Source organism: Eubacterium sp. AF22-8LB (genome assembly GCF_003458715.1).
Lineage (GTDB): Bacteria > Bacillota_I > Bacilli_A > Erysipelotrichales > Erysipelotrichaceae > Holdemanella.
Genome location: NZ_QRVI01000024.1, coordinates 16,658 through 33,963, shown reverse-complemented (window position 1 = coordinate 33,963; position 17,306 = coordinate 16,658). Strand labels below are relative to the sequence as shown.

Genomic DNA, 17,306 nt, shown 5'->3' with positions numbered 1-17,306 from the left:
TACAATAAAAAACCTATGTCCTTACGAAAAGGTATAGGCTTTTGTCAACAATCTGAAATACCCAAAAGGGTATTTCATTAAGCTCTACGCTTATTTCGTTTATGGAACGATTTTGAAACATTACGAATTCCAAGAATAGGTGATAAGAAAATCAAGATTGGATAGATTTCCAAACGACCAATCAACATCGCAATGGATAATACAATTTTAGAAAAATTAGAGAACATAGAGAAGTTGCCCATGGGACCACACAATCCATATCCAGGCCCTACATTTCCAATACATGTAATTACGGCAGTAATTGTCGTTTCAAAATCAAGATTATTTAAAGAAACCAAAAATATAATAATGCCTACAATAATGATAAAGCTACAGAAGAAAGCTAAGATCTGGTTTACAACCTCTGTATCAACAACCTTACCATCCATGGTAATAGCTTCTACCTTTTGTGGATGCAAAAGCTTTTGAATATCCAGCTTGATCTTTTTCACAATGATCAACATACGAGAAACCTTCACACCACCACCAGTAGATCCTGCACTCGCACCAAGAATCGTCAATAAGAAAAGGATCATCTTACTAAATTGTGGCCAAATCGTATAGTCACAGCTTGAATATCCCGTTGTTGTAATGATGGATCCAACTTGAAAGCTAGCTAAGCGTATAGATTTTAACACATCAAAATGATAGATAGATAAAACATTCAATGTGATACAAGTAATGGAAAATAAAATAATTCCTAAATACGCACGTAGCTCTTCATTTCTAAAGACCTGTTTAAAATCTCGAATTAAAAGGAAGTAATACATATTGAAGTTCACACCAAATAAAATCATAAAGATTGTTATAATTACTTCATAGTACGCATTATTATAAGCACCAATGCTAGTGTTCTTAATCGCAAAACCACCGGTACCAGCTGTACCAAATGTATTACATAACGCATCAAATAATGGCATCTTACCAATCAACAATAAGATAACCATAATGACAGTTAATCCCATATACATCGCATATAAAATCATTGCGGACTGACGCATACGAGGTACAAGCTTGCCAATAGTAGGTCCAGGTGCTTCAGCACGCATAATGTGCATATCACGATCATTTGACTTTGGCATCAATGCCAAAATAAATACTAGAATACCCATACCACCAATCCAGTGGGTAAAGCTACGCCAGAATAGAGTGGCATGCTTCAAGCTTTCAACCTCTTCTAAAATACTTGATCCAGTGGTAGTAAATCCGGATACAGCTTCAAAGAAACAGTCGACAAAGGATGGAATTTCACCTGATAAATAGAATGGTAAACCGCCAAAGAAAGACAGAACAATCCATGCCAATCCTACCGCAATCATTCCATCCTTGGCAAAATAGGAATTCACTCTTGCTCTTTTACGTGTTAGTACATAGCCTAGTACAAGACAAATCGCAATCACAATCAAATATGAATCATACAAACCTTCCTGATAAATTAAATCTACCAAGACAGGCAAAAACATCAGGCAGCCCTGCGCAATCAAGACCATACCTAATACATTACCAATCATGGCCCAATTTACTTTATGTAGGTTATGTTTAAGATAGTAAATCATTGATATCCCTCAATCCTGCAACCTTACTAATAATAATGACCGTATCTGATAATTGAATACGCGTATCTCCAATCGCAACTTTAGAAACACCCTTATGTGTTACATACGCAATAATGATTCCCTTACGAATATTTAAATCTTTAATAGGCACGTCAATAAAACGACAATTGTCACGCACTCTAAATTCCAAGGCTTCTACCTTATCATTCACCAGCTTAATTAAAGATTCAACATTTGACCCAACCGTGTTTTGCATAGCACGAACATATTGCACAATTTGGTTGGCCGTTATAAACTTCGGCGTAATTGAATTTTCTAGTCCTAGCTTATCCAATAAGAAACCTAAAGATACACGGTTCACCTTTGGCAATACATGCGTTACTCCATGACTTTGGGCAAACATCGAAATAATGACGTTTTCCTCATCGTTATCTGTAAGCGCAATAAACGCATCCATCTCTTCCAAAGATTCACTCAACAACAATTCATGATCCGTACCATCTCCATGAATGACCGTAGCCTGTGGGAATTTTTCAACAAGATTAACACACTTATCTTTATTGATTTCAATAATTTTGACATCCATTCCCAATTCCAACAACATGTTTGTCAAATAATAAGTAATACGTCCACCACCAACAATCATTACCTCATTGACAGTACGATTACTTAAAATACCAATCTTAATAAAGAATTTTTCTAATTGCTTAGTCGAACCTGTTAGCGTTACACGATCATTTTCAGAAATCACCGTATTTCCATTTGGAATAATGACTTCTCCATCGCGCTGAATCGCTACGAATAACACTTCACTCTTAAAACGATGATTAATATCCTTCATACGCATATTTAAAAGTGGTGAATTCTCTGTGATCTTAATTTCTGCCAATTCAATTCTTCCCTTCGCAAACGAAGAAACCTTAATTGAATTTGAGAAACGAATCGAACGCAAAATTTCACGAGCCGCCGCCTGTTCTGGATTGATACTCATACTTAAGCCTAACTCTTCCTTAATCAGACGAACTGTATTGTTGTATTCTGGATTACGAATACGTGCAATCGTGTGACGAGCCCCCAATTTCTTAGCCAATAAACAACAAATGATATTGACCTCATCCGTCGATGTAGCCGCAATCAATAAGTCTGAAGAGGGTACACGCGCCTCTAACAAGGTATCTAAGCTCGCACCATTTCCCAGTACACCAACAATATCCAACTGGTTCATGGTACTTGATAAAACATTTGCTTTATTTTCAACCACTGTAATATCATGACCTTCCTGATTCAATTGTTTCGCAATCGCAAATCCAACCTTACCATCACCCACTACAATAATTTTCATAACTCCTCCAAAAAAAATAAATTCCGATACGGAACCTAACTCAAGTATAATACAATTCAAATATAAAAATCTAGTGAAAGGGGATAGAATTCACTCTACCCCCTATTTACATCGAACAACCACACGATTTTGTGCATCCAAAGTACAAGTAAATAATGTCAATGGCCACTTGCCACTTGTCACATCATCCACACTATTTGGACTTACAACATCGACTGCATCCACACAATAATCAAATTCATTACCAGATGCATCTGTAAACTTAACAGAATCACCTGACTTCAATGTATGAATCCTTCCGAAATGAAACCACGAATCATGGGCCGCAATCACCATATTATTCTTATATATACTGCCGTAATAGCGACATGGAGCCTGTTTCATCAATGCATAGTTAAATGTACTTGTTACAGGAAGCCGAATATCTAAGCTAGGTATTTCAAGCACACCTATACAAGATAAACCATCCACTTCAACCTCCGGCATATCCATGTCTGGATTTAAAATATAGTCTGGCACAAATCCTTGTGGACCAGAAGACACATGTGCCATATAATCATTCATAATCGATTTAGAAGATATATTCGCTCGAATACTATCATATACATTGTAGAAACATAAGGATACTGCCAGAACAATCAATATGATCCCTAAATAAGATACGCCCTTTCCTATTCTTTCTTTCATCGTAAGTACTTACCCAATCCAAATAAGCTCATACCCACAAACAACAAGACAGGTACTGGCCACCATAACTGTCCTGTTAAAGGAAGATCTTTATCTGTTTTTTTCTTATCTGTAATCGTCTTATTTGCTGTATTCGTCAATACCATCGTATTCTTTTCTTGAACCACACTTTCCGTATATCCACTTGGAACCTTTGATTCCAAAACACGATAGCTATACAAAGAAGAAAGATGATCCCACGTATACGACCACGCATTATCTGAACTAAGAACTTGTTTATCAATGACACTCGTTACTCCATTCGAATCCACTTGAAGTAAATCAACTGAAATTGAGGTAGGACGCTTCTTCTTTGAATCATTCTTCCATCTTTTTAATACACGCAAAGACGTTACACTCTCCTTCTTCTCATACTTTAATACAGAAGTTATTTCTGAAGAATCTGTAATACTCACCAAAGAAGGCTGAAAAACATATTCATCACTGCCACTAGGAACAATTAAATATACACCGAATTCAAGATTTGAAAACACAGAATTTGAAGTATAATCCGCCTCAATATGATCCTTAAGAATATGATTCTCCAATATATTCGCAACACCATTTAAATCTTCTTGTTTTAAAGAAACAGAATATTTAGAAAAAGGGGAAACAAGATTCATTTCTGTATCGGCCACTCGATATAATGATACCGAAACATTTTCTATAGGACATGAAATAACTAAGCTACCGAATGTGTCTGCTTTAACTGTAGTAAATCCCATAAAAAAGAGGACGATAAAACATACTATACAATTCTTTATTTTTCTTTCCATCTCATTGCCCTCCTTATAATAAATCCTATACTTAAAATCACAATACCCACACAAGAGGCCACCACTAGACTGTTTATCTTTGCGGCATCCGAAGTTAAACTCGATTCCCCTAAAGCATTCTCAACACGATGGCCACGAACCAATAGTCGCTGTGTATTGATACCATATGGCGTACACGTAAATAGTGTACATAAATCTTGTCCTTCTTCTATTTCTAATAAACCATAATCATTCGGTTCAACAATTGCGATATGATCCACTTCATACGTCAATACCCGATCATATACATGAAGATAGAAAACATCCCCTTTTTTTAGTCGATCCAATTCGGTAAATAACTTCGCACTTGGAAGTCCTCTATGACTCGATAAAACACAATGCGTAGACTTGCCACCAACAGGAAGACTCGAACCCTCCAAGTGTCCAACACCCACCTGCAAGACAGAATCATCCACCGTATGATAAATAGCTAGCTTACATTGAATCTCTGGAATCACGATATATCCCATCATACCCGTTCCATCTGCATCTAATAAGCTCTTATATAAACTAAGCTCTGAATCACTCGGTGTAAAACGACCCGCATTCGTAACAAGACTTGAATTATAGTTACTAGCCGCATCAATCGCAGCCTTTTTATCCTGCCCATTCATTTTAGCCATCGTATCCGAATAATTCGCCACAACACGAGTCTGATATAATGAATTCCAATAATTACTCACCGTTGGATAAAGAAGCAAGGAAAGGCCTGTAATAAAAACAAGTATCGCAATTATAGTTGAAATATGTTTCTTCATTTTACAACCCTCTCCCTACATTTATAATATGAATTCTTACTTACTATTTGATCTTCTCTTTGAAGCCAATACAACACCTGATCCCAATACAAGTAAAGCACCTACTAGATAAATCATTGTAGTACCAGCACCACCTGTATGTGGTAGTAGTGTTCCTGATTTGTTCTGTACTCCAACTTCATCTACCGGATTAGTATCTTCACCAACTGTAATCACTTGGTTCTTTGTAGTATCTTGTGAAATTGTAATTTTGATTGGATTAGCCAATTTATTATATCCCGTAGGAGCTTTAATTTCTTTTAGATAATATGTGCCAGCCTTTAAACCTTTAATTTCAAACCTACCTGATTGAGGAGAAATCATGATATTATCCCCTGTTTTTGTATTGGCTACCAAATAAGTTCCTACACTAGTATCATTTTTAAGATTTACCTCATCCCCATTAGCACATTTTTTATCAGTATACAATTTGAATTGTGCATCTTTTAAACCATCTTTATTCTCACCATTCTTTGTATATTTAAAAACTTTAATACCATATGTATAAGTTTCTGTTTTAGATTCTGTTTTATTATTACTATCTCCATAAGATAACCATGTTTTATTATTTATAGCTTCATTAATTTTTGCATTTTCATTAACTGTAGCCGCATAGTTACCCGTTAACACAACAGATTCCGTTAAAGTATTTAAATAGCTTTCTTGAAATTCAACATGGAACGTACAACCATCATCTGGTGCAGTATTTACTGTAAAATCTGTATTATAGCTAGGATTTTTATTACTTTGATCATGGAAATTTATAGGAGAAATATTAGGCGAAGTTGATGTATTTAATGTTAAACCTTGGTCCATTTTGTCATGTAATACATAGTTTTTAGCCCCTTTACCTATGTTTATATCTACTTGAAAATTAACGATATCCCCATAATTAACTGTGTTTGTTTCTACAAGTCTATTGTCTTCTATAATTTTTTTAGTTACTGTTGGTACACTATTCTTTTCTGCGATTTCTACTGTCTTGTGTGTAGTATCTAAACCACATAAAGCTCCAGTAGTTGAACCAACTAAATAATAACCAAGAGGTAAATTATTAAATGTAACAGTAGTATCATTTACATTTGTGCTTTTGTTTTGTGTGTTAATTCCTTTAGTTTTTTTTTGCGTATGCCAATGCCTTTTGCGCAAATTCACGTATATCAGAATCTCCTTTCTTACCTGCTATAAAAGACATATAACCATTTTCATCTTTTTGCATGTATTTAGCACCATCTGCACCATCTTTAAAGAATTCTTTCCAACCGTCAGCAATGGTATATGAATAATTATCCCCACTAAAACTTTCCAATTTCAACATTTCATAAATTGTATAAGTCTGATCTGGAAGGGCACCAGTGATTGTTATTGATCCATCTTTTTGACCATAAATACCTTCAGTTTCTTCCGCTTTTACGTTACAGCTCATAGATACTACCATCATGAACGCAAACATAATGGCAGCAATTTTTTTAATTAGTTTCATTTCTTTCTCCTTTTCTTTGATGTGTCATCTAAATGATTCTTTTTATATATATTTGTCAGGTATATCAAGCTTGCTAGTGCCAACATTGCACCTGATATCCTGTAAAGCAGGGATCCATACCCACCTGTAGAAGGCAGTATTTTTGTACGGCTTCTGTTTGTAACAGTTACCGTTTGCCCGTTTGTTGCAGCATTTGGAGATTCACCTTTTTCATTTTTATACTCTACTCTATACTGCAATTTATTTATTGTTACTTCTTGGGAAGAATTAACAATCGGATTACCTTTATCATCTAATTCAAAAACATAATATGTTTTACCTAATTCTAGATTGATAAACTTCACTGATTGTTCTTGTGTTTTACCCGCATTATAGGTAATTGTTTGAGTTTGTATTCGATCGCCGTTTCCTTGTGCGTTATCATATAACCCAAAGCTATATGTTCCACTTACTGGATTCGTTGACTTTCCTGCGGCATCATTGATAAACTTTTTGACTACAGTGATTTCACCCTTGCGATTCTGAACTTGTATGTCAAAATTTTGTTGTTTGTAACGTACAAAAAGTTTACCATCTTTAATGATGTTTTCAATATTTGTTACATAACTTTTATCTTTATCTTTTACATCCAAGATATAAATTGGCTTACTATTAAGAACATAGCCATCTGGTGCTTTTGTTTCTGTTATTTTATACAGTGTATCAAAATCTAAATCTTGAGCTATTGTTCCGTCTACACCCGTAGTTACACTTACTATTTTCGATGTAGTAATCCCATTTTCATTTAATTCACACTTTTCTATATTAAACTCAGCACCCTGTAATACTTTATTCAGGTTATATTCATCTTGTTTTGTAAGTTTAAAGTTTACTTTTGAGAAAGCTTCAATACCTCCACCTACTGTATATGAATAATCATATCCAACTGTTTTACCACTGTCTTTAGAATAACCCTTCCAATAAGCTGTGTTTGATACCTTTACAGAGTCACCTGGTTTAGCATTTACAGTAACTGTATAAGTAATCTTAATTGGAACATTATTAGGAACTGTAATTTCCAAAGTATTATTAGTATATGAAGTATCACAATCTGTTAATTGTACCGTATCGTTCTTAAACACTTTAATTGAAGTTGTATCCAACTGTAGATTTTCACCTAATTCATCCACTAGCTTTAATTTGTCACCATCATTTGTTGGAAGTGTTTGACCAAGCTGGTTCGCATTGATTTCAAAATCAATCTTTTGTCCATTACTTTGACCTTGCTTTTTATCAATATTCTTATTTTCTTCAGTTAGTTGAATAGTTTCAGCACTTTTTGCCGTATCAATGATTTTATCATCTTTTTTTAGTGTAACTTTATTCGTAAATGTTTGAGATTCAGCACCCAACAATACCTTTGAATCTGTCACCCTACAAACAACCTGTACATCCACTGAATTATTGTCTCTTTCTTCCTTCGCCACAAAATCACCAAGTTGTATCATAGCTTGCTTGTTATTTTTATTGACATAATAAATCGTATCTTCAGATTCTTTATTATCGTTAGTTGAAGTATTATTTACTTCCTCCCAAACAGTACTATCAATTCCTGAAATTTCTTTTGAACGAACACTTGAAGCATCTGCACCATGCCATTTTAAACGAATGTAGCTTAGCTCCATACCTTCTGGAATATCTTCCAAAACATTATATTCGCCATTCAATTTACCATCATAGTTAACTTTAAATGCCCATGATACAAAGACTCCATGACTGTCTTTTAACAAATCTGTACAAATCTTACTTGTATCTGCAGTTCCCGAATCTGTTTTATCAGCACCTATTTGAAGATTTGTAACTGTTTTTCCATCATATTTAAAAACCTGTCCTAACTCCTTTAAAATATTTGGAGCTGTATACAAAGTCTTTTCAGCCGTTTGTTCAGAAACATAATTATTATCATTCTCGATACTAATACTATTTTTAAAAGTTTTTGTATCACGATTATTCGTAGGTGATGGAAGTTCTGCCGGTTCAGATTTTATAATCATATAAACCTTTTCACCATTTTCTAGCTTGATATCATCATTTGCAGTGAAAAATAACTCATTATAATTTGGGGCTGTACCATTGAAATCCGTCTTAAATTCATCCTTTATAGGAGTTAAACCTACATTACTAGTTAAATCATTTAAATCCTTATAATCAGAAATCGATTTTCCGTTTGGAAGTGTTCCTTTGTAAATACCCACCAATGAATCATCATGTAAATATGATTCGGTTGTTTTATCATCCGTTTTTATCAAATCACGGAATGTTGTACCTTGCGCAATCTGTGTGCCACCTACATCAACTACCCAATAAAGTTCACCCTTAGACCATGCACCTGAATCTTTTGTAGGCTCATTATAATACCAAGACACCTTCTTAACAGTCATGTTCAAACTTCCCTTAATAGTTAATGTCGTTTCCTTAGAAACATCATTCTCAGTAAAATTAAACTCTCCCTTTCCTTTCTTTACAATTCCCTTCAAAGTAAATTTATTCTTTACCGTAGTTTCCGTAAAGGCACCTAAATTATCTGGCTTTGCATAATACGTAAAACGATACGCATATTTCTTATCAGTATCAGTCCAGCCTAAATCAAAAGGCTTTAAACTAAATGATTTTCTACCATCTATCTTGACCCATTTAGTCCCTACTGTTTCATAAGTAGGCTGTAACGTATAAGTATCTGATGACTCTTTATTTAAATCACTTGAAATTGTGTTTGCTTGTAAAGCTTCTACTTTCACATACCCAACATACTTCATATATTTTGAAGTTAAAGTATCTGTCATTGTTACATCTGTGACATCGAAATCATTCAATGTTTTATTTGTTTCAACTGTATATTTATAGCTTCCCTTAGGAACTGTAAAGCTATTTTCTGAGTCTGAATCCTTTTCAACTTTATCCCCATTATACGTATATTTATCACCATTTATTGTTTCTGATAAATCCTTTGTTGTAGCATTTTGATTTACCTGTTTACCATTCCATTCATACGTTTTAATGATTGGTTTAGAAAACCAAGCATCAAATCCACCTTCAAGACGTTGATCCACGTTATCTGCATGTGCAACAAAACGATTATCCACTGTTATTGAATCTGAATGCATTTTGGCAAAAGCCTCAGGCTTTACAATAACGTTATATGTCACATAACAACTCTCACCAGGACTTAAATCAATTGGACTACCTTCATTTCCAGAAAGCTTAAAACTCTTAGGATTTTCAACTTCATTCCATTCTTTAAAATTTGTATTATTAGTCTCAGTAGACCATTTCACATTATATTTTGTAGCATCAATTGGCTGATCATTCTTATACAACTCAAATGAATTGTTATCAAAAGTAACATATTGTAATAAATCGCTGTCTATATTTCTCAAGTAGTCGCGGAATTGTAAATTCTTGATTGTGTAATTACTTTTATCTTTGTCTGTGGCAACAGCTAATTTAAAAGGAATGGTATATGAACCATCATTGTTTCTTTTGATATTTCCATTTACAGACTTAGTAAATTTACCAGTGTAATCTATAGTAGGAGTAAATTTTGCTTCACCACCTGAACCTCTATCATAAACACCTTGAGAGCCATTTGAATACAACGTTGCAGTATTAGTGATTTGTTGATTTCTTAAATAAACATCATCCTTAAGTTTCACATAATAAGTAAGTTCACGACTCTCATTTGCTCCCATATTTTGAATATTCCATACAATACAAGGTTTTGTGATATTGGTTTCTCCTGAATCAGGTATTTTGGTTGTAGAATCCGCACTATCAGCCAGGTAAATCTTTCCATGATTTATGGATCCTTTTACTATCTCACATGGTTCATGATTATCACTCGAATCTTTTAATTCAGTTTCTGTTGGTGTAATGCCTTCATAGTTAACTAAATTACCATTTGAAGTAAATTGATCAATTACATATAGATTTTTACATCCATCCTTACCTGCCTCAACAGTGATTTTATAAGCTACATAATTATTTATTTTATCTACTTCTTTAAATTCCTTTTTTATCGTTACACCACCAAATTTTTCAATACAATCCGGACCATAATTCAAAGTAACTGTTTTATCTCCTAAAGTTAAAACAGCTTTATCACCTTTATTTACTATTGTGGCTAGATTTATTTGTCCTTGTACCCAAAAATATCCTTTTAAATGGGTCTTACCTGTTTCGATTAATTTTTGTAGATAAGCTTTATCAAGAGTAACCTTAGCTTGATTATTTACAACTGTAATAGTTCCTATTATCTCTGTACCCTCATAAAGCTTTCCAGCACCTTGGGCATCACGCAAAAAATCAGGGATTTGATACGTAAGTGTGCAATTATGCTGATTTAATAAATCTTCTATTTTAATTTTTTCAAAATTCACTTTTAAATAAATCTCTGTATCGCCTGGGTTAACTTCACCATTATTAATATCAACTTTTTGCCAATGTCCATTCGCATCTTTATAATCCACTTCAATTGAAGTGATATCATTATTTGTTAATTCATAATCCGTTTGTGTAGTTGTTTCTTCACCTTCTGTAGTATCTTGTTCCTCTTCAGGATTAGTCACTTCTTCATTAGAAGCTACCTGAGTCTCATCCTCTTCTTCTATAGGCTCTTGTTCTTGCTCTTCTTTTTCATAACAATCCTCTTAATGCGTATGTTCTTCTTTTGTACAAATCAATTCATTATTTTCATCATAACACTCTGTAGTATGTACATGCTCCTCCTTATCACATGCAAGAGTTACTGCAGGTATAGTTAATGCATATACAGTTATGAATACAACAACGCATGATAGTGCCAACATGATGCGTTTCCATTTTTTAAATCGTTCTTTATCCTTCAACAACCGCTTTATATAATCCGCACCCCTATTATTCATAGTGCAATGCCTCCCTCTTTATTTAATAACTCCAATTACATTTAACGGCCAAATGCGAAGGACAACCTGCCCTTCGATTTGATCTTTTGAAACATCTCCAATTACTGCACTTCTTGAATCAATGGAAGTATCCCGATTGTCTCCCATACAAAACCAACGCGACTCTTCTACTTGATGTGGAAAGTTAATGTCTGAATTTCCTAATGAGGCTGCATCAATGTAATCCTCATTTATAGGTTTATTATCTACTAAGACCTTTCCATTCACATCGATATCAATATATTGTCCTGGACCAGCGATGACTCGCTTTACCAACAATTTATTTCCTTGCCAGAACGCTATGATATCTCCTTGTTTAATATTTTTCTTTTTCAATGAAACGACAATTTGACCAGACTCCAAAGTCGGTGACATAGAAGAACCATATATTTCAAGTACGGGCATCCATAGTGTAGCCACTAAAACAGAAATGGCTGCCACAACCACTAATACACTCAATGTCTTTCGTACATTCTTAAAATAATTGGCACGACTCTTTAATCTTGCCTGTTCTTCCTTTACCTCTTCATTTGATATGACATCATCTTCGGATTGTACTTTGTCAATCAGATCAATCAATTCACTTCGCTTCAAGTGCTTTAAATCCTTTTTATCCATACTCAATCCCAATTCATCTTTTATTTTAAAGTAAAACGACATTGTATTTATCATATGTAAAATGACATTTGTCACACAAAAATATAACTCTTTTTGAAAGCGATTTCAATCAATTTTTTAACTTTTTAATTTACTGGTTATAATATTTTTATATTCTTTTCTATTATTAGACTTTATATATAGCCTTTTTATATATTTATGGTTATATTTAATAATTTCTATAAAATATACTCGATTAAAATATACAAATAGTATTACTAAATTGTGCAAATAACTTTATAACTAAATACTTGCAAATTCATAATATAGTATTATACTAGGTTTTGTTGAATAGACCTTTTTTCATAACCCTTTTATTTCGGTCTATTCAACATCCTATTTCTTGAGCTAGTCATTTTGGCTAGCCTTTTTCATTTTAAATTGTCATGACATATCAATTAAGCTTTGTTATAATTTATCTAAGAAAAACATAGGATGTGGATTATGATTGTAATATCAAATAATTCTATATTGATTAAATATAACTTAATTCATAACACGACTGTGTACGCGTCTTATTTTTAAAATGAGGAGGCATGATCATGAAGAAAGAACTATATGAAGCATTATGTAGTGACTTCACTGCCATTTTTCAGTGTGATTTAATCAAAGATACACTTGAAATTATAAAATACGATACTGGAACTCATACGGATGCAGCCATCCAAAAACTGGATTCTAAAACTTTATCCAAATATACAGAAATGATCAATTATTTCCATGCCCTTTATATACAGGATTCATCCATTGATTTTTGGAATGAGCTTCAACCAAATCATTTAATGCACTTGCTGAAGCATCAAAGTATTGTGAAATATCGCTTTAAGACAAAACCAAACCCAAAAGGAAATCAGTATCATTCTTTTCGTGCTATTAAGCTAAACGAAGATGAAGATAGTTTTGAAGTTGTGATAGGCATTAAGATCATGGATGATTTGATGCAGCAACACCATCAAAATGAAATACGACTTCAAGAATTGGTAGAAGAAAAAAATCTTCAAAAGGAAAAGCTTGAGGCTGCCTATAAAAAAACTTCAGAAATTGAGTCGACACTTTTAGCTTTATGCAATGACTACAATGTAGTTTACCTATGCGACTTAGAAAATGATTCTTTAAGGGTAATCAAAGATACTTATTCCCTTATAAATGCAAATTTAGAACATTCATATTCCTCTGTTCTTTCTACATTCCAATCTATTGAATCTCTTAAGAAAGATAATGAGAATTACTTAGATTGTTTAAAAAGAGAAAATCTCATGGAAACCATACAAAATCAGGATGAGCTTTCTTTGCAGTTTTGCTTTAAAGAAATCTATATGGAAACAAGGATTGTCAAGGTTCCTTCCGATCATGGTGTTAAAGTGATTTTAGGATCTCGAAACATTAATGATATTGTCAAAAAGCGTGAGGAGCAAAATAAACAGCTGCAGGATGCTCTAATTGTTGAAAGAACCTTCAATAACATTATTCGTGCCATTGGTTCTATCTATATGGGTATCGCAACCATTAATCTAGTTGATAAAACTTATATGATTTTATCTAATAAAAATCTTGATAAAGATATTTTTAAACCCCATTCAACAGGAAGCATAGAACAGCTTAAAGATATTTTTGTGAATGTGAATGCTGCCCACAAATATAAAGATGATGTATTAGAATTCATTAACTTTACTACCCTACCAGACCGAATGAAAGATAAACAAATGATTTCTATGGAATTAGAGGGTATAAGTGGAAGATGGTATACATGTTCCTTCATTGTTGAAAAGAAGGATAAGAATGGAAATATCACTGATGTTTTAATGACAATTTCAGATATTGATGAAATTAAACATAAAGAATTAGAGGTCAAAGAAAAACTAAAGGAAGCTGCAGAAAAAGCTAACCAAGCCAATGTCGCAAAGACAAACTTTCTTAGAAGAATGAGTCACGATATAAGAACGCCATTAAATGGAATTGTGGGTATGATCAATCTGGCCCAACGCTATGGAAATGACAAAGAAAAGCTTTATGAATGTAAGGAAAAGGTCCTTACTTCTCTAGATTATCTTCTATCTTTAATTAATGACATTCTCGATATGAGTAAAGTAGAATCCAACGCATTGGTGTTAGAACCCAAACCATTTGATTTAATTGAAACACTCAATTCCATCATAGCCATCATTGAAACAAGTGCCAATGAACACAATATACAATTTATTGGTGGTAAATCCTTGAGCTATATTCCTCACCGTTATTTTATTGGCAGTCAAGAATACTTAAACCGATTGTTAATGAACATCGCTTCAAATGCCATCAAATACAATAAAGAAAATGGATCCATTACTTTGTATTGTAAAGAAATATCAAGCAATGAAAATATGGCTCTTATGCAGTTTGTATGTAGCGACACAGGATTAGGTATGAGTGAAGAGTTCCAGAAACATGCCTTTGAACCTTTTACGTGCGAAGGCAAGGCAACCATTACAGGATATAGTGGAACCGGTCTAGGCCTATCGATTGTCAAGGACATTGTCGATATCATGGATGGATCGATTGAAATGGACAGCAAAGAAAATGTAGGTACTACATTCGTAGTCACCATTCCGCTTCAGATGGATTCAAATCCAAAAATAAAAGTTCAAACAAACGAAAAAGAACTCAATCTATCTGGCAAGAAAGCACTTCTTGTTGAGGATAACGAAATCAATCTAGAAATCGCAACAATCATGCTCCAAGATTTAGACTTGATTGTAACTCCTGCCCAAAATGGCAAGGAAGCCCTAGATATTTTTGAACAATCCGATACTCATACATTTGACTATATCTTTATGGATGTAATGATGCCTGTTATGGATGGATTAGAAGCTACAAAAAGAATTCGTTCACTAGATCGAGAGGATGCGAAGACTACGCCAATCATTGCCCTAAGTGCCAATGCCTTTGAGGATGACATCAAAGAATGCTTGGATGCTGGTATGAATGCCCATGTTGCAAAACCAATCGATGTGCACGCATTAAAGGAAGAATTATCTCTTCTTTCGTGAAATTTTTTGAATATATAACAATAGAATGATATACTTTACATTGCTGGATAATTGTTGAAACATGTAATTTGCATATCCAGTTTCCTATGAATCGAGCTGAACTTCTTACCACATTACTAAGTTCAGCTCTTTTTTATTGAAAAAAAAGATGATGCATAAAGCACACCATCACACTAGGCATATTGCTTAAGATAATCAACATTCTTAATCAATATCTTATTATTTACAATTTGAATGACTTTCTCATCTCTTAATCCACGCAAAATCCGGTTTACACTATTACGCGTGGAAATACCACAAAAGCCTGCAATATCATCATTTGTCACAAACAAATCAATAAGAATTCCTTTCGAAGTTGTTTTTCCAAACAAAGGAATTAAACGATAAATAAAAGCACAAACCGCACCTGTTTTACTATTCATTGTCATAAACTGCTGTCGATAGATTGCCTTCTTTAATTTCTCTCGATAATACGTATCTATGCAATTTTTGACATTCTCATTATCTTCTACTAAATCCTCAAACATTTCCTTGGATATGCAATAAAAACCAGCCTCTTCACTTTCAATACGCACACGCAAAGGATGTATTGTAACCTGATTCAATTCGTTTAGAAAAAGTGAAATTACATCGGGCGCCTTTAGATACGTAACATTAAACTCTCTTCCATCCTCTAAAATCATACTTACCTTAACAACACCTTCTTTTAAGATATATATACATTCATCATCATACATCAAATGATCATGTTTTTTCTTAGTAAGAACAGGCATATTATTTCTTTCAAGAAACTTTAAAACACATTCACAACCCATATAATTTCACCTTCTCCATTCGTTAACATTATATTCCAAACTCTTAAATTATCATTTATAATATACAGAAAATGAAGCTTAAATGAAAGAACTTCCTTTTAAATATTCCGTATATTCCCTTAGCTTTGCCCAATCCACAAAAGACACTTTTGAGACGCGATAGAGAATGGCATCCACACTTTCAATACAGATGCGAACGTGATTCTAAAAAAGCGTTATCATATTAGGACCTTTTAAATACATAATATTATGTTCACGACCATTCTTTAAAAAAATACCTCAATATATAGGTATCTTCAGCGAATTCATTCAAACATCCATTCTTCATTTTTTGGGCAACAACAGCCCCATGCTTTCAAAAAAAATTAAAATATACTCATAATCCATAATCCCATACCATATAAGGATGTTGTCATTTGTTAATATATATTAATATTTCAAATAATGAATCATAAAAAAAAGAATCACACGGATTCCCAATCATTACTTATAAGAGGAGAGAACTAGCATGTTAGTGTTTTTAGGAGACTAGTTCTCAGTGACTGTTAGATGAGTATTCATTTAATGACATGTTGGCGTATTTATCATTATGTTGGCTAGAAATCATCTAACTTCTATAAGAATAGCACATTTTCAATCTTTTCGCATTAACATATGACGAAAATGAAAATATTTTACTTACTTTCATTCTTTACAAACTCAAAACGATACCTCTGCTTTACATCAGGATACTTTTCATGATCCACCTCAGATACAAACATTGAATAAGGACGTACAAAATATCCATAGTCTCCATATAATGCTTGATAGACCACCATATCCTCTTCTGTCTCCGTATTCTTGGCAATCAACAAAACCTTATATTTCTTTCCTTTAAAATGTTGATATATCCCATTCATCACAAGTGTTTTCATATTTTTCCTTTCATTTTATGCTTCTTTTTAACATTTCCAAGAATCAATATTAAACTAAATTATAGTATAAATCAAAAACAGAAAATCATTAAACCAAAATATAAAATATTGTTACAGATTTAGTCGTAAATATTTGCTCAGCGTGAATATGTGGGTAGAAAAACACACGTGTGAAATG

Annotated in this window: 13 protein-coding genes; 1 reads left to right on the top strand and 12 read right to left on the bottom strand. The window is 33.4% G+C overall.

Annotated elements, in window-relative coordinates; translation table 11 throughout:
* Window positions 1-77 precede the first annotated feature (77 nt).
* The 10 genes from DWY01_RS09135 to lepB all read right to left on the bottom strand — a co-directional run bounded on the left by DWY01_RS09135 (window position 78) and on the right by lepB (window position 12,376).
* A complete protein-coding gene (locus DWY01_RS09135) occupies window positions 78-1,595 on the bottom strand; it encodes a TrkH family potassium uptake protein (protein ID WP_117995819.1) in 1,518 nt (505 codons plus the stop codon).
* A complete protein-coding gene (gene trkA, locus DWY01_RS09130) occupies window positions 1,579-2,937 on the bottom strand; it encodes a Trk system potassium transporter TrkA (RefSeq protein WP_117995818.1) in 1,359 nt (452 codons plus the stop codon). The genes DWY01_RS09135 and trkA overlap by 17 nt, the downstream gene beginning before the upstream one ends.
* A 102-nt stretch (window positions 2,938-3,039) precedes the next feature.
* Window positions 3,040-3,624, bottom strand: a complete 585-nt coding sequence (locus tag DWY01_RS09125; RefSeq protein ID WP_117995817.1) for a sortase — start codon at window positions 3,622-3,624, stop codon at window positions 3,040-3,042.
* Entirely contained in the window at window positions 3,621-4,439 is an 819-nt protein-coding gene (locus DWY01_RS09120; RefSeq protein ID WP_117995816.1) for a Cna B-type domain-containing protein, read from the bottom strand. The genes DWY01_RS09125 and DWY01_RS09120 overlap by 4 nt, the downstream gene beginning before the upstream one ends.
* Window positions 4,424-5,236, bottom strand: a complete 813-nt coding sequence (locus tag DWY01_RS09115; RefSeq protein WP_117995815.1) for a class C sortase — start codon at window positions 5,234-5,236, stop codon at window positions 4,424-4,426. Before DWY01_RS09115 ends, DWY01_RS09120 begins: the two co-directional genes overlap by 16 nt.
* A 36-nt stretch (window positions 5,237-5,272) precedes the next feature.
* Complete coding sequence (locus DWY01_RS09110) at window positions 5,273-6,430, bottom strand: SpaH/EbpB family LPXTG-anchored major pilin (RefSeq protein WP_117995814.1); 1,158 nt, start codon at window positions 6,428-6,430, stop codon at window positions 5,273-5,275.
* Entirely contained in the window at window positions 6,387-6,758 is a 372-nt protein-coding gene (locus DWY01_RS09105) for a hypothetical protein (RefSeq protein WP_117995813.1), read from the bottom strand. The genes DWY01_RS09110 and DWY01_RS09105 overlap by 44 nt, the downstream gene beginning before the upstream one ends.
* A complete protein-coding gene (locus tag DWY01_RS09100; protein WP_117995812.1) occupies window positions 6,755-11,362 on the bottom strand; it encodes a SpaA isopeptide-forming pilin-related protein in 4,608 nt (1,535 codons plus the stop codon). The genes DWY01_RS09105 and DWY01_RS09100 overlap by 4 nt, the downstream gene beginning before the upstream one ends.
* 81 nt (window positions 11,363-11,443) lie before the next feature.
* Window positions 11,444-11,677 (bottom strand): hypothetical protein, encoded by a 234-nt coding sequence (locus tag DWY01_RS09095; RefSeq protein WP_117995811.1) that lies wholly within the window; start codon window positions 11,675-11,677, stop codon window positions 11,444-11,446.
* A gap of 18 nt (window positions 11,678-11,695) precedes the next feature.
* Window positions 11,696-12,376, bottom strand: a complete 681-nt coding sequence (gene lepB, locus DWY01_RS09090; RefSeq protein WP_243001997.1) for a signal peptidase I — start codon at window positions 12,374-12,376, stop codon at window positions 11,696-11,698.
* 539 nt (window positions 12,377-12,915) lie between these two features.
* Here lepB and DWY01_RS09085 point away from each other — a divergent pair.
* Window positions 12,916-15,399, top strand: coding sequence for a hybrid sensor histidine kinase/response regulator (locus DWY01_RS09085; protein WP_158553695.1), 2,484 nt, complete (start codon window positions 12,916-12,918; stop codon window positions 15,397-15,399).
* Between the two features lie 173 nt (window positions 15,400-15,572).
* On the opposite strand, the gene DWY01_RS09080 is transcribed toward DWY01_RS09085, so the two are convergent.
* Both DWY01_RS09080 and DWY01_RS09075 read right to left on the bottom strand, forming a co-directional pair.
* A complete protein-coding gene (locus DWY01_RS09080) occupies window positions 15,573-16,214 on the bottom strand; it encodes a Crp/Fnr family transcriptional regulator (protein ID WP_117995809.1) in 642 nt (213 codons plus the stop codon).
* 674 nt (window positions 16,215-16,888) lie between these two features.
* Window positions 16,889-17,128 (bottom strand): DUF1653 domain-containing protein, encoded by a 240-nt coding sequence (locus DWY01_RS09075; protein ID WP_117995808.1) that lies wholly within the window; start codon window positions 17,126-17,128, stop codon window positions 16,889-16,891.
* Window positions 17,129-17,306: the final 178 nt, after the last annotated feature.